Consider the following 20,417-nt stretch of genomic DNA (forward strand, 5'->3'; position numbering starts at 1 on the left):
CATGCAAGACGCTATCCGTACCGCCCAGCAAGACCTGCCAGCCACTGCCTGCGCCCCGTTTGTCGCTGACGAAGTATTAGTGGCCGAGCATGACCTGGCGCAGGCGATCGACACCGCCAAACATCAACTTGACACCTACGCTTATGCGTCCTTGAAAGCCTCGCTGCTGTTTACCGAGGACGAGCTGCGCTACATGGACGACGCTTGCCAGGTGATCCCCAAGACCATCATCGAAATCGGCGACGTGGGCGAAGAAAATTTCCTGTCCGTGGGGCGCTTCATGGAGGACCAGAAAGGCCAGCTGCCGGTGTACCGCAACGATCCTTATGGCCGCCAGGTAGTGGACATCCTCTCCTCAGGCAAGGCGCGGGCGTTCTTCGACGGGGTGATGGAAAACACCTGCTACATCCGCCGCTGCCAGGCCAACACGCTGGAAGCCGGCAACTTCATCGGCAAGCACATCGACACCTACAGCAACCTGGAATACCGCTATTCGGTAGTGATCCAGTTCGGCAAGCAGTACGACGGGGGTGAGTTCTTCGTGGAGTACCAGGGCGGGGAACTGCAGACCAAGACCGGCTACGCCGATGTGCTGATCAACCGCTGCGAGATCCCTCATGGGGTGCGCAAGGTAGAGAGCGGCAAACGCTCCTCGCTGGTGTTTTTCCTCAGCACCAGCCCGCTGCACAAGCCCAACCTGCACAACAAGCAGATCTGAGAAAACCGCGCGGCGCCTCAACGCGCCGCGCCGCCGTAGACAAGGAAACCACAGCATGACGCAAGCCAACGTAGCGAACCTTCCACATACCCAGCCCGAGGCCAAGAACCAGGACGTGCAGGCGTACCTGCTGGGCCTGATTTCCGTGGCAGCCTTCGCCATGACACTGCCCGCGGCGAAGATGCTCACGGGCGAACTGAGCGCCGTGCAGGTGGGGATATTCCGCTCGGTGCTGGCGGCCTTCGCTGCGATTCCTTTCCTGGTGATCGGCCGGGCGCGGCTGCCCAACCGTTCCCAGGTCAAACGCATGCTGCTTACCTCCACCGGGATCGTGTATGGCTTCCCGATCCTCACAGCGCTAGGCATGCATTACGTGCCTGTGAGCCATGGCGGCGTGGTACTGGCGGCGCTGCCGCTGTCCACGGCGATCTTCGGCACGCTGATCACTGGCACCCGGCCCTCCAAGGCCTTCTGGGTGGTGTCCTGCCTGGGCTTCCTGGTGGTGATGAGTTACACGGTGTTCATGACCGGCGCCTCGGACCTGTACCTGGGTGACCTCGCCCTGTTGGGCGCGGTAGTGCTGGCCGGGTTTGGCTATGCCCAGGGCGGCGCGCTGTCCAAGGAACTGCCGGGCTGGCAGGTCATGTGCTGGACCCTGGTGATCAGCCTGCCGGTGCTGCTGCCCGCCAGCCTGTGGCTGTACGACGGCGATACCCTTTCCCACCTCAGTGGCCAGGGCCTTGGCGCGCTGCTGTTCCTGGCACTGATCAACTCGTTGCTGGGCTTCTTCTCCTGGAACCGCGCGCTGGCATTGGGCGGCATCCAGCGCATCAGCCAACTGCAACTGCTTCAACCTTTCTTCACCTTCGGCTTCTCGATCTTCCTGATGGGCGAAGCCTGGAACTGGCTGACGCCGGTAGTGTGCGCGGCGGTCATCGTGCTGGTGTGGCAGGCCAAGCGCTGCTGATCCCACCCGGCGGCCGGGCCGTTGCCGGGCCGCCCCACTTCGCGGGAGATCCACTATGTCATCCGTCAGCTTTTTCAGGCCTACCTCGGAGTTGCAGCAGTGGGATGCCGACCAGTATCACGTCAATGCGCGGTTCGTCGCGCACCTGGCCAGCGACGCGCTCGACCTGCTGGCGGTACAGCCGGGCGAGCGGGTGCTGGACATCGGCTGTGGCGACGGCTACCTCTCCGAGCGCTTGTGCCGCGCGGGCGCGGAGCTGGTGGGTTTCGATTACAGCCCCGAACTGGTGGCCGCCGCCCGGGCGCGTGGGCTGGATGTGCGCCTGGGGAACGCAGAGCGGCTGTATTTTCATCGGGAATTCGACGCGGTGTTCAGCAATGCCGCACTGGAATGGATGCGCCTGGCCGACCGCGTGGCGCTTGGGGCTTTTGAAGCACTCAAGCCAGGCGGGCGCTTCGTGGGCGAATTTGCCGGCGCTCATAATATTGCCAGCATCCGCCTGGCCGTGAACAAAGCGCTGATACGCCGGGGGATCAACCCTGAGGACGTGGACCCGTGGTACCTGCCCACGGCGGGCGAATACCAGCATGTCTTGGAAAATGCAGGTTTTCAGCTTAGCTACATCAGCTGGTACGAGCGGCCAATAGTGATCGACTACCCCCTCGGCGAATGGCTGGAAACCTTCGCCAGCCCCTACCTCACCGTGTTGCCGGTAGAGGGTCGGCCGAGCTTCATCGCCGAAATCACCGAGGAGCTGGCCGCTACGCTGCAAAGGCCGGATGGCCGCTGGACGGTGGATTACACCCTGCTGCGCTTTCGCGCGGTGAAACCCTTGCGCCCGGCGGGCTGATTGCTGCTCAACAGGAGCTTACGACATGACACTCAAAACCACGGGCCTGGAGCTCAAGACCTTCTACACCGACTCAACCCTGTGGAATGGCCGTGATGGCCAGCCACTGTACTGGATCGACGACATCGGGCTGGTGGTGAACGACGGCGATGTGCTGGACAACGCCGACATCCCTACCCTGGCCGACACTGACCATATCGATATCCTCAGTGGCTTCGTGTATGCGTATGAGCACCTGGGAGAGGTGGCAACCCTGGAGGATTACTTCCAGATGTGGCGCAACGGCCTTGGCCGCAGTGCCGCGCCGGATCGGCGATACCGCGCGGCGGTGGGGTTGCAGGGCAGCCTGCTGGGCGGGTAACCGATACTGCCTAGGATTCCACCGCCCGGGCGATGGCCAGCTGCGCGCGAATGAACGCCTTGAACTGCGGGTCGTTGCAGTAGGTGACATTGAAACGCAGGTGCTGGTCGTACTGCCGGCCGTTGCTGAATAACGAGCCGGGCGCCAGGAAAATCCGCGCGTCGTGGGCCTGCTCGATCAGCCGGCGCAGGTCGATGTAGTCCGGCATGCGCCCCCAGAGGAAAATCCCGTCGGCGCTGTGATCGTCGAAGGTAACGCCCGCCGCGCTGAGCCACTCCCGCGCCGTGGCCCTGGCCTGCATCACCCGCTGCGCCAGCGTATCAAGGTGGTGCTGGTAGCGCCCGGACTGCAGGGTATCGGTCACGATGGTTTCGTCGATGGCCGAGCCGCACAGCAGGCTGGACATTTTCTCTTCCACCAGCCGCTCCACGAAGGGCAGCGGCGCCACCGCATAGCCAAGGCGCAGCGCGGGGCTGAGCACCTTGCTGAAACCACCCAGGTAGAAACTGCGGGTAAAGCCATCGAGGCTGGCCAGGCGAAGGGTTTGCTGGGAAGAGAGCGAGCCATACACGTCGTCCTCTACCACGTGGAAATCATACTTCTCGGCCAGCGACAGAATCTTGTAGCCCTTGGCTGGCGACGTGCTGCCGCCCGTGGGGTTGTGCACCAGCGTCTGGGTGAGGAACAGCCGCGGCCGATAGCGCGCCACCATGGTTTCGAACACCGCCATGTCCGGCCCGTCATTGAGCCTGGGCACGGTAATGATGTTGAAGTCCCGCTGCTTGATCAGCTTGAGCTGCAGCAAGAGATAGCTGGGGTCTTCCACCAGCAGGTAATCGCCTTCCTGGAGCATCAGCTTGCGTATCATGGAAAAGGCGTGGGTGGCGCCCATGGTGACCACAATCTGCTGGCTGCTGGCGGCAATGTGCACCTCTCGCAACTTGCGCGAGATGGCCTGGCGCAGGTCCTGGCTGCCTGCCGCTGGCGCCGGCACGCTGCATGACAGTGCATTGCGGATCAGCCGGCCGGTGACCGAAGGCGGAACGGCATCGGCCAGCCACGCAGGCGGCAGATAGCCGGAGCTTACCGGCAAGTCGTAGAGGGAAGGGTCCAGCGCGCGGTAAAGAAAACCGCCATGCAAGCTGCTGGGCACCACGGCCTCGTCGCTGTCACTGGCCGCGCTGGCCTGCTTCACCGGCAGTACGAAATAACCCGCACCAGGGCGCGATTCCACCACGTGCTGCGCAACGAGGTCTTCATAAGCGCTGGTGACGGTAAATATGCTTACGCCCAGCTGGCGCGACAGGGCACGCACGGAGGGCAAGCGAGCACCTTGCACCCACTGGAACGCCTCGATGCGCTCAAGCACGCCGCGGCGAATCTGGTCCACGAGCAGCACTTTGCTGTTGCGGTCGATCTGGAACATGCCCCTATCCTCGCTGGATGCCCAGCGGCTGCCGCGCGATGGCAGCTTCCCTGTGAAGCCTGTCCACAATGCCGCGCCAGACGTATTGGAGCAGCAAAACCGCCAAGGCGCCAGCCCTGTTCGCGCGGCGCCGGCCGACGTATAGCCCCTTGACGGAACGGCAACAACACCCCAACGTATCGGCAAAATAACTACAACATCCCGCAGGGACCGTGCCATGCGATTCCACCACCTGGACCTGAACCTCCTGGTCGCTCTCGACGTATTGCTCGAAGAGTGCAACATCACCCGCTCTGCTGAGCGCCTGCACATGACCCAGTCCGCAACCAGCGGCGTGCTTGGGCGTTTACGCGAGTATTTCGACGACGAGCTGCTGGTGCAGGTGGGGCGCAAGATGCAGCCCACACCGTATGCGCTGCAACTGGCCGAACCGGTGCGCGAGGTGCTGCTGAAAATCCGCTCGTCCATCACCAGCAAACCGGTGTTCGACCCTGCCACCAGCAAGCGGCATTTCCGGCTTATCACGTCCGATTACTTGATCAGTGTGCTTTTCTCGAACGTACTTCAGAAGATCCACCGCTATGCGCCGCATATCACGTTCGAGATGCTCAGCCCCGGGGATAACTCCGGCGAACTGCTGTCACGGGGCGAAATCGACCTGATGATCGTGCCCGAGCGCTACATCCTGCCCGACCACCCTTCCCGGCTGCTGTTCGAGGAAGAGCACGTGTGCGTGGTATGGGCCGGCAACGACCAGGTCGGCGATAGCATCACCCTTGAGCAGTACCTGAGCCTGGGGCACGTGTCGGTGGGTTTCGGCCGCAGCCGCCATATGAGCATCGAGGATTGGTTCATGGCTCAGTACGGCGTGAGCAGGCGGATGGAAGTGATCACCAACGACTTCAACACCCTGGCGCGGCTGGTGGTAGGCACCAACCGCGTGGCCACCATGCATAGCCGCCTGGCGCGTTTGCAGGCCGACCACCTTCCGCTTCGGCTGCTTGCGCCGCCGGTGAAAATCCCGGTGATGGGCGAGTACATGCTGTGGCATCGCACCCTCGAAGGCGACCCGATGCATGCCTGGCTACGCGACCAGATCAGCCTCACCATCGGTGACCTGGAGGAGGAAGCCCGCGCCGCCTGAGGTATCGACAGCGTCGATAGCTGGCCATCAAGGCGTTCTGCTGTTGGCGTGACGCTACCCTCGGTAGGGTGAGCGTTACGTTAACAACAAGAATGGATCAGCCCATGTCCGCCCTTCACCTGCGCTGCCAGACCCTCTTCGACAGTGTCGACCTCACCCCGCAGCAAGACCAGACCCTGGTAGTTGAAAACGGCCTGTTCACCTACGTTGGCCCCACGGCAAATGCCCCGGCGGCGCGGCCCGGCGACCAGCGCGTGGAAGGCGTGGCGCCTTTCGTGATGCCGGGGCTGGTGGATGTGCATACCCACCTGGCCTTCGGGAATGCCCAGAGCGAGGAAGACATCGACCTGTGGACCAGCGACGAATTTCGCGCCTTGCGGGGCATGTTCTTCGCCCGGCACATTCTGGCGGCCGGGGTCACCAGCATGGTGTGCCCAGGTGACAGCGGGCAGCTCAGTATCTCTGTTCGCAATGCCATCAATGCCGGCCTGTTCGAAGGCCCGCGCGTGGCCGCCAGCAGCCGCGTGATCACCAACCGGCAAAGCCTCAACGACTGGTTCCCCAGCCGCGTGGGCGCGCCGGAGTATTTCACCGCACGCCTGGTGACCAGCCGCGCCGAGGCCATCGCGGAAATCCGCACCCAGGCCAAGGACGGCGTAGACCTGATCAAGATCGCCATGGACGGCACCCACCGCCGCCCGAATGGCGAAATCATCGCGGCCTTCACCGCTGATGAAACCTTCGAGATGGTAGAAGAAGCCCACCGGCTGGGCTGCAAAGTGGCCACCCATGCGTATGGCCGGGAAGCGGTGATGTACGCCGCAAAAGCCGGCGTGGACCTGATTTTCCATGCGTTCTACATGGACGACGCCTGCATCGAAGCGATCCTGGAAAGCGGCAGCATCCTGGCCCCTACCATGACGTTCCCGCAGAACACCGTGGACTTCTGCCAACCTCACGACCCTGCCATCACCACCGGTTACGCCGGGTACTGCAAGCGAACGCTGGAGGTGGGTACGCAAGTGCTGCGCCGCGCCAAGGCCGCGGGCATTCCTTTCGCGTGCGGCAGTGACAGCGGCTTTGCGGTTACCCCCTATGGCGAATGGCATGGCCGCGAGGCGGAGCTGTTGGTCACCCGCCTGGGCTTCACCCCCGCCGAAGCGTTGCACGCTGCCACTGCGGTGGGCGCACGTTGCATGCCGCGTGGTGAAAGCCTGGGCACGCTCAAGGCCGGCCAACAGGCGGACTTCCTGGTGTTCGACGCCTCGCCGCTGGAGGACATTCGCCGGCTGATCGACCGCGATTGCCTGCGCGCCGTGTACAAGGCGGGCAAACCGGTGAGCCTGGAACGCACCGCCTACAACCCCAAACAAGTATCGGATTTCAACTCGCTGAAATGGACCGACCTCTATACCCGTGACCGGGTACAGGCCCTGGCTGCCACGCGTAACGGGGAGGTGCGCGCATGAGCCGCCTGGACCTGAACACCGCAGTAACCTTGGCCCAGCGCGCCATTGCTGAAGGTATCGAACGGGGCTTTCACCCGCTCGGCGCCGCCGTGCTGGACCCCCATGGCCATCCTTTGGCGGTGCTGCGCCATCCCGATGCCAGCTTCCTGCGCCCGCAGATCGCCAGCGCCAAGGCGAAAGGCTGTGTGGGCATGGGCTTCGGCGGCCGCGAACTCGCACGCCGCGCCCAAGGCGTGCCGACCTTCTTCGACGCCCTCAACAGCCTCACTGGCGGGCAGGTGATCCCGGTAGCAGGCGGCGTGCTGATCCGTGACTCCGAAGGCACCCTCCTCGGCGCCCTGGGCATCAGCGGCGACACCTCGGACAACGACGAAATCTGCGCTGTGGCGGCAATTCAAGCGGCTGGGCTGGTGGCGGATACCGGGGATAAATAAAGGCCTTTTTCGCGAGCTGGCGCCGGCCTGTGGGAGCAGGGGCCGGCCGTCCGGCGAGCCGAAGGCGAAGCTCGCGAATAAGGGTGTCTATTTTGACAGTGACGCCACAATCCCCAACAGCTCCCCCCGCAGCCACGCCAGCGCGGGGTCGCTGTCCTGATAAGGGTGCCACTGCATTACCTGTACCGCCCGGGGGAAGTTCACCGGCGCCGGCCACAGGGCAAGGGGATAGCGCTGAGCCATTTGTTCGGCATGCCGGCGGAACAACGTAGCAATACGCTCAGTGCCGACAATGAATTCGGGTATCAGCCCAAAGCTCTCCACACGAATGGCAACATTGCGCGCCAGCCCGATCTCGTTCAGGTGCATGGCGTCCATGCCCAGGCTGCGGCCATCGGCAAACGCCCGCACCACATGCTCAACATTGCCGTACTGGTCGAGGCTGATCCCGCTGCGGTAAGCCTGCGCCCCTTTCCACGCCACGCAGCACCATTGGTCCTCCAGCAGCGTCGACTGCGCAAAGCCTGCATTGCAGCGCCGCTCCGGCACCACCACCAGGTCGCAGCGGCGATACTCCAGCGCTTCGCTCACCACATCCTGCTCGCGCGGCACGGGCAGGTCCCGCAGGCTGAGCCGGGCCTTCGGTGCCTTTTCAGCCAGCGCGAGCGCCAGCAGCGGCATCAGCACCGCAATTACATAGTCCGACGCCGCCACAGTGAACGTGCGCTCACAGGTGGCGGGGTCGAACGCCGCGGGCCCCTCCACCAGCTCCCGCGCCAGCGCGAGGGTTTGTTGCACCTTGGGCAACAGCGCTAGGGCCTTGGCAGTGGGCTCCAGCCGACGCCCCACCTGCACCAGCAACGGGTCATCGAAATGCTCACGCAACCGCCCCAGCGCCGCACTGGTAGCCGACTGCCCCAAATGCAAACGCTCGGCCGCGCGGCTTACGTTGCACTCGGTGAGCAGTGCTTCGAGGGCAATCAGCAGGTTCAGGTCCAGGCGACGCAGGCGCATCGGGCGCGGTTCCGGGCAATAGGGCTAGCGAGCATAGCGGATTTCAAGCTGCAAGCTGCAAGGAGTATTAGCCGCCCGCCACCGTCATCATTCCCCCCTTACAACTCAATCCGCGTCCGGTACTGTCATGGCTGCCAGCCAAACAGGGGGCATGGAGCCGTCAGGACCAGAAGGGGCGGGCTTCCCAACCTGAAATCAATCCGAGATCTGTAGTACTTCGCCCTGCCTTCGCTAAAACATCCACGGGCAGGGTAGCCATGAGCTCTCTAAATCGAAATTTCCAGTCCGAGGTAGGATCGACCCTCGAGAGGAGTGCCTGGACGACAACGGCTCGGGCGAAGGTTCGACCTCGGTCATTGTGATGAGGGAATTCGTCGCTAATGGCTTTAGCATATCTTGGCGCATCAGCGGTGATTGAAGCATTCCATAGCCTTCCGTGGTGAGCACAAACGTTACGCAGCAAGGTCAGGCTTTTCAGCCATGTTACCAACACTGACTCGTCGTAACCGAACTTGGCTGCTACTGTCTTGCGGTGATCCAGATGCAGATCGCTAAAGAGGCAAGATAGTTGGCCAATGGTCATAGCCTCAAGCACGATCCATACAGGCGGTAATGCTGGTGTGTTATAGGTGTCGTAGTAATGCTTGATTGCAGCATTGCCCTTGTCGCGCAAGCCTAATACTTGTTTCAAGAGGTCACGATGGGCCTTGCAGTCCTTGAAGTGGACGGCTTCCATGTAGAAATGGCTGCCGCAGGCTTTATCCAGTGCCAAGGTATTGATGATCGCGGACCGAAAGGCGACCTCAATGCGGTCAATGGCATCCAGAAACACCAGGCGCAACCGTCGATCAAAGTCGTAAAGCTTGAGAATGTCATCGAACTGGACGCCAGCGAAAAACCGCTTCTGCGGATCTTGCAGAGGGCGCATGTAGATCAGCAGTCGATGATAGCCAATGAACTCAAGTGCCTGCAGCGCTTTGTCTTTCTGCCCTCGGATACCCAAGCCTTTGAGTCTCAGATGACGCAACAACGCATTAGGCGCCTTTGCAGGCTTGCGAAAGTGAACAGGGATTTGCGGCACGCCAAGGCATCCTGCAGGCATGGTGAGACCAGAAATAACTAACCCCCTGGTGCGCAGTACGGGACAAGGTCCCGCCCGAGGCGTGGGGGCTATTCTTGAAACGGATACTACCACCGGCCCTAACGCCGAGCAAATCAGTCCGAGACTCGCATAGTGCCTACCGGTACTGCTAGCCGCGCGCCACCATAATCACCAACCCCTTACAACTCAATCTTCGTACCCAGCACCTCCAGGAACGCAGCCAGCCATGCCGGGTGCGCGGGCCAGGCGGGGGCGGTGACGAGGTTGCCGTCCACATGGGCGCTGGTGACGTCGATGTCAGCATATTGGCCGCCGGCCAGCCTCACCTCCGGCGCGCAGGCGGGGTAGGCGCTGCAGGTACGGCCCTTGAGCACGTCCGCCGCAGCGAGCAGCTGCGCGCCATGGCAGATGGCGGCGATAGGTTTGTTGGCGTTGGCGAAGCTGCGCACCAATGCCAATACTTGTTCGTTCAGGCGCAGGTATTCCGGGGCGCGGCCGCCGGGGACTACCAGAGCGTCGTACAGATCGGGATGCACGCTTTCAAAACTGTAGTTAAGGCTGAAGCCGTGGCCGGGCTTTTCGCTGTAGGTCTGGTCGCCTTCGAAGTCGTGGATGGCGGTCTTGATCTTGTCGCCGGCCTTTTTATCCGGGCATACAGCGTCGACATGATGCCCCACCATTGTGAGGGCCTGGAACGGCAGCATCACTTCGTAATCTTCGACGAAATCGCCTACCAGCATAAGAATCTGTTTCTAGGCCATGAGCGGGGTTCCTTGAGGGATCAACGGTCCCTCAAGGCTAGCCGCTACTGCCGCGGGTGCTCAGTCGCGGCTGTCCAGCAGGTTGGCCACGATGCGGTCGAGCCAGCCCCACAGCCGCTGCTGAGCCCTGCGCCAGAGCGGTCGCGCCTTCCATTGCTCAAGCGTAATCTCCCGGCTATTGGCGAAGTCTGTCTGAAAACTTGATGCCACCGCCGTGGTAAATGTAGGGTCCAACGCTTCGAGGTTGGCTTCGAGATTGAAGCGCAGGTTCCAATGATCGAAGTTGCACGAGCCAACGCTCACCCAGTCGTCCACGATCACCATCTTCAGGTGAAGGAAGCACGGCTGGTACTCGTAGATTTTCACCCCGGCGCGAAGCAGGCGCGGATAGTAGCGATGCCCCGCGTAGCGCACCGAGGGGTGATCGGTGCGAGGGCCGGTGAGCAGCAGGCGTACGTCGATACCGCGCTGGGCAGCGCGGCGCAGTGACCGCCGCACGCTGAACGTTGGCAGAAAATACGGCGTTGCCAGCCAGATACGCTGCTGGCCTGCGTGGATGGCCCGCACCAGCGAACGCAGAATGTCCCGGTGCTGGCGCGCATCGCAGTAAGCAACCCGGGCCAGCCCCACGCCGCTGGGTGGCATGCGAGGCAAGCGCGGTAGCCCGAAGTGTGTAGCCGGGCGCCAGGCGCTGCGCCGCAAATTGGCGCGCCACTGGCGGTCGAAGAGCATTTGCCAGTCCGTCACAACCGGGCCATGCATCTCCACCATCACCTCGTGCCATTCGCTTTGGCTTTCATCCGGCTGCCAGAACTGATCGGTGACGCCAGTGCCGCCCACCACTGCCAGCGCCTGATCGACCACCAACAGCTTGCGGTGATCACGGAACAGGTTACGCCCGCCGCGCCGCCACGACACCGGATTGTACAGCCGCAGCTCCACGCCGGCCGCTTGCAACTGGTCACGCGACGGCGCGCCAAAGGCGAGGCTGCCGTAGCCATCGAACAGGCACCGCACCCGCACGCCACGCTCGGCGGCCGCTACCAACGCGGCCACCACCGCATCCGCGCAGCGGCCGGCCTCCACCAGGTACAGCTCAAGGTCCACCTGCTCGCGGGCATCACCGATAGCAGCCAGCATGCGCGGGAAGAACGACGGCCCGTCGATCAGCAGCTCGAAACGGTTGTGATTACGCCAGGGGAATATCGGCCCAGCCATGGCTCAGGCTGCCCGGCCGGAAGGAAGGGATTGCACGCACACACCACTGAACATGTAAGGCGCCCACAGGAAAGACTGGCTCACATTAACTGCGTGGAAGGAATTTTCCTACAGGGCGGCGCCAGTTGCCCAAGCTCGGTTTGTGCGCCGTGCCTCGGCGTGCCGTTTCGACCGCCCTACCCTAATACCGCCAATGCGCGCGCCAAACGCTTTTCCCTTGCCCCGCGCGCGAGCTCGAACAAGGCTCGATCACGGCGCCAGACTGGCCCAAGTGCTCGGGGCGAAATGTCGAAGGCGTGCTCAACTTCGGGCGCCAAGGCCTCGAACTGAGCGAACAAGCCAGCCAGCAACAGATGTGTCGCCGGCGCCAGTGGCGGTTGCCGAGCGGCTTCGGCGCAACCGCCCAGTACGGCAAGCAGGCGCAACTGGAGGGTTTGCGGCCACGGGTCTTCGATGGCGATGCCGAGCAGCCAGGACACCAGTGCCGCCAGGATGTAGAGGTCTTCCACGCTGCGGAATGGCTTGACGTAATCGTCCCAGCCATCGCCAGGTAACAACGCGCACAGCGCATGCTCGAACCATGCGCGGGCGTGGCCGGTCTCGGGCATGATCGGCGCTGGCGGTAGCGCTTCGAGCCGAACCCCAGGCTCGCCCGGGTACACCACGGTCATGGATAACCGAGGCGGCTGGCCCAAGCTTTCGCAACGGGCGGCCACCATCAACCACTCGGCCTGATCGCCCGCGGTTACGAAATCCTTGCGCCCGGAAAGCCGTGTTCCTTGTACTTTCGTTGCCAGGTCTGCAGGGCGGATGCTGCGGTTTTCGGTCACGCAGATCGCGCCCAGCCCCGCCGGTGCGCTCGGCCACAACACACGCAGCGCGGCCTGATACCCCATGGCGAAGGCCAGGCCAGGCAAAGGCACGGCGCGCGCGGCGAACACCGCCAGGTCGAAGGGCGAAGCGCCCGGCCAGCGGCGCACCGCTTCAGCCCACAACTCCGTCAGGCTTTCGTCCGGAGCAAAAGGCTCGCGTTGTTGCATCACCCTAAGCCATCCCATGCGCCGCGCCTCCGGTTTGCCTGGTGGTCATCTGAGCATCATCGAAGCGTAACGGTGCTGACACCGTCGCTGCCTAGGCTGAGCTTGCCGAACAAAGCCCCTTGCTCGCAACCCCGGCAATGCCTTGGAGAACGCCATGACCCAGACCGTACCCACGGGCCCGCGCCACCTTCCACGCCGCCTGCAAGCCGAACATTTGTTCGGGCCTGCTATTCAGGAAGCGCAAGCCTTGCGCTACCGGGTGTTCAGCGAAACCTTCGATGCTCGGATGACGGGCGCCGAGCATCAGCTGGACCAGGACAGCTACGACAGCGACTGCCAGCATATCGGCGTGCGCGACCTGAGCACCGGCGAATTGGTCGCCACCACGCGCCTGCTGGACCATGAAGCCGCTGGCCGCCTGGGTGGTTTCTATAGCGAGGAGGAGTTCTGCCTTCATGGGCTACAGGCATTGCAAGGGCCCATCCTCGAAGTCGGCCGTACCTGCGTGGCCCCGGGTTACCGCAACGGCGGAACTATCGCCGTGCTGTGGAGCGAACTGGCCGAGGTGCTCAACCGCGGCGGCTACCGCTACCTGATGGGTTGCGCCAGCGTATCCATGCGCGATGGTGGTGTACAAGCCGAAGCAGTGATGCGGAGAATCCGGGAAGGCCACCTGTGCAACCAGAACCTGCGCGCCGAACCCCGCAGGCCATTGCCTGCTCTGGAACTGCCTGCAAACGTGATCGCCGAGCTACCGCCCCTGCTCAAGGCCTACCTGCGGCTAGGCGCAAAAATCTGCGGCGAAGCGTGTTGGGACGAGCAGTTTCAAACGGCGGACTTGTTCATTTTGCTGCAGCGCGACCATCTGTGCCCCCGCTACGCGCGTCATTTCAAGGCAGCGGTATGAGGCTGGCCGTAGGATTGGCGCGCCTGTCGCCCGCGCTATTGCTAGGTATCGGCCTGGCGCTAGCGCTGGCGTTGCTGGAAGGCCTGAGGATCCCCCGGGCCAGACAGCTGCGAGCACGATGGGCGCAACGGGTGCTGGCCGGCATGGCCAGGGCGTTGCCGTATCGCTACCGCGTGATCGGCGCGCCACCCACGAAACCGATGCTGTGGGTGAGCAACCATGTGTCCTGGGTCGACGTAGTGGTGCTGGGCCAGCTCGCGCCACTGACCTTTGTGTCCAAGGCGGATGTACGCCGCTGGCCGTTGATGGGCTGGTTGGCAACGCGTGGCGGTACGCTGTTCATTCGCAGGGGCGGCGGGGAAAGCGGGCAATTGCGAGCCACGATGGCCCGGCACCTTCGGCGCGGGAGTTCACTGGCAGTATTTCCCGAGGGCACCACCACCGACGGCAGGGGCACTGCCACCTTCCACGGCCGGCTATTGGGCGCCGCCATCGAAGCACAAACAGGCATACAACCTGTGGCCGTGAGATACCTGCGAGACGATGCCATCGACCCATCGGCGGCATTCATTGGCGACGACGACCTGTGGGATCACCTCAAGCGCCTGCTTGGCCGGCCAGCGGCGGTAGTGGAAATCCACCTGCTTGCGCCACTCGACAGCCAGGGCCATGACCGCTCAAGCCTGGCACGCGCTGCCCGCCAGGCGATCGATCAGGTACTGTGCCCTTGCCCTGCTGCGGTCAGCGAGGCGGCATGAGGCGCGCCGCTCCACTGTTCGGCGAACACCTGCAATTGCGGATAAAACGCCCGGAAGTCGTCCAGCAGGGCCGGATATAGCTCACGCAACTCGGGAAGCGCACCCAGCAAGCCCTCCGGCCGAGACAAGCGCCGCGAGATACCCTGCAGCACGCGCCCCAGTACCTCGAATTCCTGATAGGAGCCTAACCAGTCGTGCTCGATCATCGAGGGCGCGATGGCTGCCAGCCTGCCGGGAAGGTCCGGTGTGCGGCGCAGCACGCTGTACACCCGGCTGGTGAACTCGGGCAACGGCTGCGGGTGGTAGTGCTCCCAGTGGAGCGCCAGGCAGTGATCGAAAAATACGTCGAGGATGATCCCTGCATAGCGGCGGCGCTCACGGGGAAAACGCCCCAACGCGGCCAGCACCAGCGGGTGGCTGTCGGTGTAGCGGTCGATTGCCCGGTGCAAGCGAATGCCCGCTTCCAGTTGCGGTGGGAAGCGGCCGTCCAGCGGCCCTTTGACGAAATCGCCATAGAGGCTGCCGAGCATTTGCTGCGGTGAAGGGCCGCCGAGGTGAAGGTGTGCCAGGAAGTTCATGAGGCCAGCGTAGCACTCACGCCACGGGGCATATACCCCAGCGTTGCAAGGCCATCGCCAGAAGATATTTGTATATCGCGATACACCGATATATATTTCGGCCTATCGCGATATACCGTTATCCCGTTATCCCACTCGAGCACCGCCAGCATGCCTCTCGACCTCGACGACATAATAAAAGCCCTGTCCCACCCCGTGCGGCGCGACATCCTGCATTGGCTCAAAGACCCCAAGGGCGAGTTTCCCGACCAGAACCACAACCATGACTACGGCGTGTGCGCGGGGCAGATCGACCAGCGCTGCGGCTTGTCGCAGTCCACGGTGTCGGCGCACCTGGCGACCTTGCAGCGGGCCGGACTGGTCACCAGCCGCAAGGTCGGCCAGTGGCACTACTTCCAACGAAACGAAGAACAGTTGCGGCTGTTTCTCGAGCAACTGAGCAATCAGCTCTGAAAGGACACCTCCAATGCCGCTTTCCCTGTTAATCCTGGCGCTGAGCTCGTTCGCCATCGGCACCACCGAGTTCGTCATCATGGGGCTGCTGCCAAATGTGGCGCAGGACCTTGGCGTTTCCATCCCCGGCGCCGGATGGCTCGTCACCGGCTATGCCCTGGGCGTGGCGCTGGGCGCGCCGTTCATGGCCATGGCCACAGCCCACCTGCCGCGCAAGCTGGCGCTGGTGGTGCTGATGGGCGTGTTTATCGTGGGCAACCTGTTGTGCGCGGTGGCGGCCGATTACAACGTGCTGATGTTCGCCCGGGTAGTGACCGCCTTGTGCCACGGCGCATTCTTCGGTATCGGCTCTGTGGTCGCCGCCAACCTGGTGGCGCCGAACAAGCGGGCCTCGGCAGTCGCGCTGATGTTCACCGGCCTCACGCTGGCCAACGTATTAGGTGTGCCGCTCGGCACTGCGCTTGGCCAGGCCGCTGGCTGGCGGGCCACGTTCTGGGGCGTCACGCTCATTGGCGTAGTGGCCTTCATCGGCCTGTTGCGCTACTTGCCGAACCGCCACGACGAACAAAAGCTGCACATGGCTGCCGAGCTCGCCGGCCTCAAGGGCGCGGGGATCTGGCTATCGCTGAGCATGACGGTGATGTTCTCCGCCTCCATGTTTGCCCTGTTCACCTACATCGCGCCCTTGCTGGGTGAGGTTACGGGGGTTTCAGACCGTGGCATTACCTTCACCCTGCTGCTGATCGGCCTCGGGCTGACCCTGGGCAATATCGTGGGCGGCAAGCTGGCCGATCGCCAACTGGCCGGCACGCTCGCCGGGGCCTTTATCGCCATGGCGCTGGTGTGCACTGCACTGGCCTGGACCAGCGCGGCACTGATACCTACCGAAGTAACGCTGTTCATCTGGGCAATGGCCGCCTTCGCTGCGGTGCCAGCGCTGCAGGTGAACGTGGTCAGCTTCGGCAAGGCCGCGCCTAACCTTGTGTCCACGCTGAACATCAGCGCCTTCAACATCGGCAACGCGCTCGGCGCCTGGGTGGGTGGCGCGGTGATCGGCCACGGCCTGGGCCTCACCCGTGTACCACTCGCCGCAGCCGCCCTGGCCGGCGTGGCGCTGGTTATCACTCTGATTACCTTCTCCCGGGGCGGCAAGGCTGACCTTGCCCCCGCTACTAACTGAAAGAGGCTATTCGATGACTACGCTTTTCGACCCTATCCGCATCGGCGACCTGGAACTGCCTAACCGCATCGTGATGGCGCCGCTGACCCGTTGCCGCGCGAGCGCTGGCCGCGTGCCCAATGCCCTGATGGCCGAGTACTACGTACAGCGCGCCAGCGCCGGCCTGATCCTTTCCGAAGCCACGTCCGTGACCCCGATGGGGGTGGGCTACCCCAACACCCCAGGCATCTGGAGCGACGAGCAGGTAGCGGGCTGGGCCAACATCACCAAGGCCGTGCACGCCGCCGGTGGCCGCATCTCCCTGCAGCTGTGGCACGTAGGCCGTATTTCACACCCCAGCTACCTGGACGGCGAGCTGCCCGTTGCACCCAGCGCCATCCAGCCCAAAGGCCATGTGAGCCTGGTGCGCCCGATCACTGAATTCCCCACGCCCCGCGCGCTTGAAACCGCCGAGATCGCCGGCATCGTGGAGGCGTATCGCCAAGGCGCCGAGAACGCGAAGAAAGCCGGCTTCGATGGCGTGGAGATTCACGGCGCCAATGGTTACTTGCTGGACCAGTTCCTGCAAAGCAGCACCAACCAGCGTGCCGACCAGTACGGCGGCTCGCTGGAAAATCGCGCACGCCTGTTGCTGGAAGTCACCGACGCCGCGATCAGCGTGTGGGGCGCGGGGCGGGTGGGTGTACACCTGGCACCGCGTGCCGATTCCCACGACATGGGCGACGCCAACCGGGCCGAGACCTTCACCTATGTGGCCAGCGAGTTGGGCAAGCGAGGGATTGCGTTCATCTGCGCCCGGGAGAAGGAAGCGGACGACAGCCTGGGCCCGCAACTGAAGAAGGCCTTCGGCGGCGTGTACATCGCCAACGAGCGCTTTACCAAAGCCAGCGCCAACGCCGCCATCGCCCGGGGTGATGCCGACGCCGTTGCCTTTGGCGTGCCCTTCATCGCCAACCCGGACCTGCCGGCGCGCCTGGCCGCCGACGCGCCGCTCAATGAAGCGCACCCCGAAACCTTCTATGCCGAAGGCGCGGTGGGTTACCTCGATTACCCACGGCTGTAATACCGGCCAGCCGTTGCGCCCTGGCGGTCAGGGCGCCTTGCGGTCGAGCTGTTGCTGAAGGTTCTGGATCTGCGCCTGCAGCCCGTTGATGTTGCGGGTGGTCTGACCGTGGAACGCATCGAATTCGGTGTTGGTCGGGCCATTGTTGGCTTGAGCGGCCGGGCGGTTATCCTGTTCGCTCTTGAGCACGATCAGGTCCTGCTCCAGGCGTTCGAGGCGGCCATTGAGGTCCCCTTGCTTTTTCAGCGCCGCCACGTCGTTACTCAGGGCCTTGAGTTGCGCATCCACCGCCGCTTGCGCGGCTTGCGCCCCTTTGAGCGTGGCCAGGTCCCCACTCAACGCCTTCAGCTGGTTCTGCAGTTGTTCAGCGGTAGCCAGTTGGGCAGTGAGCTGGGTATTGAGCTGCTCCACGCGCTTGTCGGTAGCACCCTGCTGCCCCGCCACGCCCTGCTGCTGGCGCCCCTGGTCGTCCAGCCGCGCCTGCAACTGGCGTACCTGCAGCTTCAACGCTTCGGTATCGCTGGTCACGCTGCTCTCGCCATCCGCCACCTTGCCGCTGATCGCCTGCAACCGCCCGGCGGCCTCTTCGCTGACCTTGGCAAAGCTGTCCTGAGTGGCGACCAGTTGCTGCTCCATGAGCGATATCTGCTGGAAGCTCCACCAGCCCAGCCCCGCCAGCGCAATAACCAGTGCCGCCACCAATGCCCATAATCCGCCCAGCCCAGGCGCCTTGACCGTGACCACCGGCGTGGTGCGCGAATACACCGGCTCGTGCCGAGCACCGGGGTGATTCTCGAGTAACGGCTCGTCATCATCCAGGTCATTGGCCCTGAGGCTTGGCAGGTTGTCAAAATCGTCAGCAGCGTCTTTGCGCATGGCAAGCGTTCCGGAGCGGTTCAGGGGAATGAAGGGGTGCGAGTCTACCATTGCGAAGCGGCGGCACCCATGGCCTCAGCGGTACTTGCCGGAGGTATCCTGGGCACGCCATCCGTGGCACAACGCATCCATGCCCGCCCATACCGAAACCTGAGGCTGGTAGCCCAGATGGTGCCGCGCGCGGTTGATATCGAGGATGAAATCTTCGGTCATCCAGGCGATGTCCGCTGGCAGCAGCGACGGTCGCGGCTGGCCGGGCCAATACACCCGGGCGAACGCCGAAAGCCCAGTTGTAAAAGCAGCCGAGGCCACGCCTTGATACGTACGCAAGGGCGTCAATTGCAGCTGTCGCAGGGCGTAGTTGAGCACGTCCCAGAACGGCACCGGCGCACCATTGGCGATGTTGTATACCCTGCCCAGGGCGTCGTCATCGGCGTAGAGCGCGCACAGCAGGGCGTGGTCCAGGTTGGCCTGAGTAGTGAAATCCACTTTGCTCAGGCCGTTGCCCAGGATTTTCAAACGGTTGCGCGCGCACAAGCGGAGCAGGCCGGGCCACACCGTGGGCTCGCCCTCGCCCAGCACGGGCGCCGGGCGCAACGCCAACACCTGCAGCCCGAACTCCTCTGCGCCGAACACCCGCTGCTCTGCACGGAAGCGCGTTTGCGCCTGCAACGTGCGCTTGCGCGGGGCAAGTTGGTCCTCACGCACCGGCTGTGCGCCGCGCGGCCGCTCATACACCTGGGCGCTGGACAGGTACACCAGCCGGCGCACCTGTTCCTTGATACAGGCCTCGACCACGTTCTCGGTGGTGCCAAGGTTTGCCAGCTGGAAGTCCGCCAGGCGCCCCCAGTGGCCACCGCGGCCGGCGCAATGCACCACGGCATCCACGCCGCGGCATACACGGCGGGCGAAATCCGGATCGGCCAGGTCGCCTTCCACCGCTTCGGCGCCCAGACGCTCCAGCCCCGCCAGGCGTTCCACGCGCCGGCCCGTGGCACGCACCGCCAGCCCTTGCCCCAGGGCGTAGCGCACGAAGCTGGCGCCGATGAACCCCGTTGCGCCAGTGACCAGTATGTTCATGTGCCTCCCACTACTTATCGCCAATGCCATTGCGGACGTTCGACAAAGGCACCAAGGCACGGGCCGCCTGTTTTACCAGCTCCGCGCCAAGATCGCTCAACAGCTTGCCGCCGCTGCGCCAGTGGTGCCAATACAGCGGAACATCGCTGACGTGCCCGGGTAGCAACTGATGGAGTGAGCCCTTGGCCAACTGCTCGCGAACCTGTTGTTCCGGCACCAGCCCCCAGCCCAGGCCCGCTTCGGCCATGCGTACAAAGCCTTCGGAGGACGGCACCAGATGGTGAGCGAAGCCCCCGCCCAGCCCCAGCGATGCCATGAACCGATGTTGCAGCAAATCGTCTGGCCCAAACACCAGCGCCGGCACGCGCGCCAGTGCCGCCGTGGTAAAGCCCGTGGGGAAGTGGCGGTCGATAAACGCCTGGCTGGCCACCGCTCGATATCGCATAGCCCCGAGCGGTTCGCTGCGCGCGCCGGCCACTGGCCGCGGCTCACCACACAAGCAGGCCGCGACGTCGCCCGCGCGCATGCGGCGCAGGCCTACGTCCTGATCTTCCACCACCAGATCGAGCAGTACCTGGCGCTGCTGGCAAAAGCTGGCAACCGCGGCGGGCCACCAGGTGGCCAGGCTATCGGCGTTGATCGCCACACGCAGCCTTTCGGGCGCCCGGCTTTCATCCAGGCTGGGGACCACTTCCTGCAGGTCGCGCTCCAGCAAACGCACCTGCTGCACATGGTTGAGCAATTGGCGGCCAACCGGCGTAGGGCTGGGAGGGGATTCGCGCACCAGTACAGGTTGCCCGAGGCGAGCTTCGAGCAGCTTCACGCGCTGGGACACCGCCGACTGTGACAGCCCAAGCGCTTGGGCCGCTCGCTCGAAACCGCCCTGCTCGATCACTGTCGCCAACGCTACCAGGAGTTTGTAATCAAACATCAGTTTTCCTAATGCCCCATGAGCAGGATCTGTTTTTCTTATAGCCCCATGGGCGCGACACTGTCACGTATTTCCAGGGGAGAACAT

Annotated in this window: 23 protein-coding genes; 13 read left to right on the forward strand and 10 right to left on the reverse strand. The window is 63.7% G+C overall.

Translation table 11 applies throughout. The features are described from left to right. Position 1 precedes the first annotated feature (1 nt). The 4 genes from G7016_RS14005 to G7016_RS14020 are packed head-to-tail and all read left to right on the forward strand — an operon-like array spanning position 2 to position 2,896. A complete protein-coding gene (locus tag G7016_RS14005) occupies positions 2 to 718 on the forward strand; it encodes a 2OG-Fe(II) oxygenase (protein ID WP_181115250.1) in 717 nt (238 codons plus the stop codon). Positions 719 to 773: 55 nt separating this feature from the next. Then, a complete protein-coding gene (locus G7016_RS14010) occupies positions 774 to 1,685 on the forward strand; it encodes a DMT family transporter (protein ID WP_181115252.1) in 912 nt (303 codons plus the stop codon). A gap of 55 nt (positions 1,686 to 1,740) precedes the next feature. Beyond that, the gene (locus G7016_RS14015) at positions 1,741 to 2,535 is read left to right on the forward strand and encodes a class I SAM-dependent methyltransferase (protein ID WP_181115254.1); all 795 of its coding nucleotides are present in this window, start codon (positions 1,741 to 1,743) and stop codon (positions 2,533 to 2,535) included. 25 nt (positions 2,536 to 2,560) lie between these two features. Further along, on the forward strand, positions 2,561 to 2,896 hold the full coding sequence (locus G7016_RS14020; protein ID WP_181115256.1) for a hypothetical protein: 336 nt from the start codon (positions 2,561 to 2,563) through the stop codon (positions 2,894 to 2,896). Positions 2,897 to 2,906: 10 nt separating this feature from the next. Here G7016_RS14020 and G7016_RS14025 read toward each other — a convergent pair whose 3' ends face one another. Continuing rightward, complete coding sequence (locus G7016_RS14025) at positions 2,907 to 4,322, reverse strand: aminotransferase-like domain-containing protein (protein ID WP_181115258.1); 1,416 nt, start codon at positions 4,320 to 4,322, stop codon at positions 2,907 to 2,909. On the opposite strand from G7016_RS14025, the gene G7016_RS14030 reads away from it, so the two are divergent. The 4 genes from G7016_RS14030 to G7016_RS14045 all read left to right on the forward strand — a co-directional run bounded on the left by G7016_RS14030 (position 4,321) and on the right by G7016_RS14045 (position 7,369). Continuing rightward, complete coding sequence (locus G7016_RS14030; RefSeq protein WP_181115259.1) at positions 4,321 to 4,467, forward strand: hypothetical protein; 147 nt, start codon at positions 4,321 to 4,323, stop codon at positions 4,465 to 4,467. The two genes, G7016_RS14025 and G7016_RS14030, sit on opposite strands and share 2 nt — an antisense overlap. A gap of 72 nt (positions 4,468 to 4,539) precedes the next feature. Continuing rightward, entirely contained in the window at positions 4,540 to 5,466 is a 927-nt protein-coding gene (locus G7016_RS14035) for a LysR family transcriptional regulator (RefSeq protein ID WP_181115261.1), read from the forward strand. Positions 5,467 to 5,570: 104 nt separating this feature from the next. Next, positions 5,571 to 6,935 carry a metal-dependent hydrolase family protein gene (locus G7016_RS14040; protein WP_181115264.1) on the forward strand — a complete coding sequence of 455 codons (1,365 nt, stop codon included), beginning with the start codon at positions 5,571 to 5,573 and terminating at the stop codon, positions 6,933 to 6,935. Next, on the forward strand, positions 6,932 to 7,369 hold the full coding sequence (locus G7016_RS14045) for a GlcG/HbpS family heme-binding protein (RefSeq protein WP_181115266.1): 438 nt from the start codon (positions 6,932 to 6,934) through the stop codon (positions 7,367 to 7,369). The genes G7016_RS14040 and G7016_RS14045 overlap by 4 nt, the downstream gene beginning before the upstream one ends. 87 nt (positions 7,370 to 7,456) lie before the next feature. Here the strand turns inward: G7016_RS14045 and G7016_RS14050 are convergent, their stop codons facing one another. From G7016_RS14050 to G7016_RS14070, 5 genes are all read right to left on the reverse strand, one after another. Next, entirely contained in the window at positions 7,457 to 8,383 is a 927-nt protein-coding gene (locus tag G7016_RS14050; RefSeq protein ID WP_181115268.1) for a LysR family transcriptional regulator, read from the reverse strand. 160 nt (positions 8,384 to 8,543) lie between these two features. Then, positions 8,544 to 9,464: an Abi family protein gene (locus tag G7016_RS14055; protein ID WP_308812171.1), complete on the reverse strand. Its 921-nt coding sequence runs from the start codon at positions 9,462 to 9,464 to the stop codon at positions 8,544 to 8,546. A 200-nt stretch (positions 9,465 to 9,664) separates the two neighbouring features. Further along, positions 9,665 to 10,225 (reverse strand): DJ-1/PfpI family protein, encoded by a 561-nt coding sequence (locus tag G7016_RS14060; protein WP_181115272.1) that lies wholly within the window; start codon positions 10,223 to 10,225, stop codon positions 9,665 to 9,667. Positions 10,226 to 10,306: 81 nt separating this feature from the next. Beyond that, a complete protein-coding gene (locus G7016_RS14065; protein ID WP_181115274.1) occupies positions 10,307 to 11,464 on the reverse strand; it encodes a phospholipase D-like domain-containing protein in 1,158 nt (385 codons plus the stop codon). A 176-nt stretch (positions 11,465 to 11,640) separates the two neighbouring features. Then, entirely contained in the window at positions 11,641 to 12,522 is an 882-nt protein-coding gene (locus tag G7016_RS14070) for an acyl-CoA dehydrogenase (protein WP_181115276.1), read from the reverse strand. Between the two features lie 136 nt (positions 12,523 to 12,658). Between G7016_RS14070 and G7016_RS14075 the strand changes: the two genes are divergently transcribed. Both G7016_RS14075 and G7016_RS14080 read left to right on the forward strand, forming a co-directional pair. Continuing rightward, on the forward strand, positions 12,659 to 13,411 hold the full coding sequence (locus tag G7016_RS14075) for a GNAT family N-acetyltransferase (protein WP_181115278.1): 753 nt from the start codon (positions 12,659 to 12,661) through the stop codon (positions 13,409 to 13,411). Next, on the forward strand, positions 13,408 to 14,169 hold the full coding sequence (locus tag G7016_RS14080; RefSeq protein WP_181115280.1) for a lysophospholipid acyltransferase family protein: 762 nt from the start codon (positions 13,408 to 13,410) through the stop codon (positions 14,167 to 14,169). The genes G7016_RS14075 and G7016_RS14080 overlap by 4 nt, the downstream gene beginning before the upstream one ends. Here G7016_RS14080 and G7016_RS14085 read toward each other — a convergent pair. Then, entirely contained in the window at positions 14,124 to 14,747 is a 624-nt protein-coding gene (locus G7016_RS14085; RefSeq protein WP_181115282.1) for an acyl carrier protein phosphodiesterase, read from the reverse strand. The genes G7016_RS14080 and G7016_RS14085 overlap by 46 nt on opposite strands. Positions 14,748 to 14,897: 150 nt before the next feature. Here G7016_RS14085 and G7016_RS14090 point away from each other — a divergent pair, with 150 nt between their 5' ends. The 3 genes from G7016_RS14090 to G7016_RS14100 are packed head-to-tail and all read left to right on the forward strand — an operon-like array spanning position 14,898 to position 17,443. Beyond that, positions 14,898 to 15,200 (forward strand): ArsR/SmtB family transcription factor, encoded by a 303-nt coding sequence (locus G7016_RS14090; RefSeq protein WP_181115284.1) that lies wholly within the window; start codon positions 14,898 to 14,900, stop codon positions 15,198 to 15,200. A gap of 13 nt (positions 15,201 to 15,213) precedes the next feature. Then, positions 15,214 to 16,380 carry an MFS transporter gene (locus G7016_RS14095; RefSeq protein ID WP_181115286.1) on the forward strand — a complete coding sequence of 389 codons (1,167 nt, stop codon included), beginning with the start codon at positions 15,214 to 15,216 and terminating at the stop codon, positions 16,378 to 16,380. A gap of 13 nt (positions 16,381 to 16,393) precedes the next feature. Continuing rightward, entirely contained in the window at positions 16,394 to 17,443 is a 1,050-nt protein-coding gene (locus G7016_RS14100) for an alkene reductase (protein WP_181115288.1), read from the forward strand. Positions 17,444 to 17,470: 27 nt separating this feature from the next. Here G7016_RS14100 and G7016_RS14105 read toward each other — a convergent pair whose 3' ends face one another. The 3 genes from G7016_RS14105 to G7016_RS14115 all read right to left on the reverse strand — a co-directional run bounded on the left by G7016_RS14105 (position 17,471) and on the right by G7016_RS14115 (position 20,330). Next, positions 17,471 to 18,319: an ATPase gene (locus G7016_RS14105; RefSeq protein ID WP_181115290.1), complete on the reverse strand. Its 849-nt coding sequence runs from the start codon at positions 18,317 to 18,319 to the stop codon at positions 17,471 to 17,473. Between the two features lie 75 nt (positions 18,320 to 18,394). Next, complete coding sequence (locus tag G7016_RS14110; RefSeq protein WP_181115292.1) at positions 18,395 to 19,399, reverse strand: NAD-dependent epimerase/dehydratase family protein; 1,005 nt, start codon at positions 19,397 to 19,399, stop codon at positions 18,395 to 18,397. A gap of 10 nt (positions 19,400 to 19,409) precedes the next feature. After that, positions 19,410 to 20,330 carry a LysR family transcriptional regulator ArgP gene (locus G7016_RS14115; RefSeq protein ID WP_181115294.1) on the reverse strand — a complete coding sequence of 307 codons (921 nt, stop codon included), beginning with the start codon at positions 20,328 to 20,330 and terminating at the stop codon, positions 19,410 to 19,412. Between the last annotated feature and the right edge of the window lie 87 nt (positions 20,331 to 20,417).

The organism is Pseudomonas japonica (genome assembly GCF_013522925.1).
In the GTDB taxonomy this organism is placed as follows: Bacteria; Pseudomonadota; Gammaproteobacteria; order Pseudomonadales; family Pseudomonadaceae; genus Aquipseudomonas; species Aquipseudomonas japonica_A.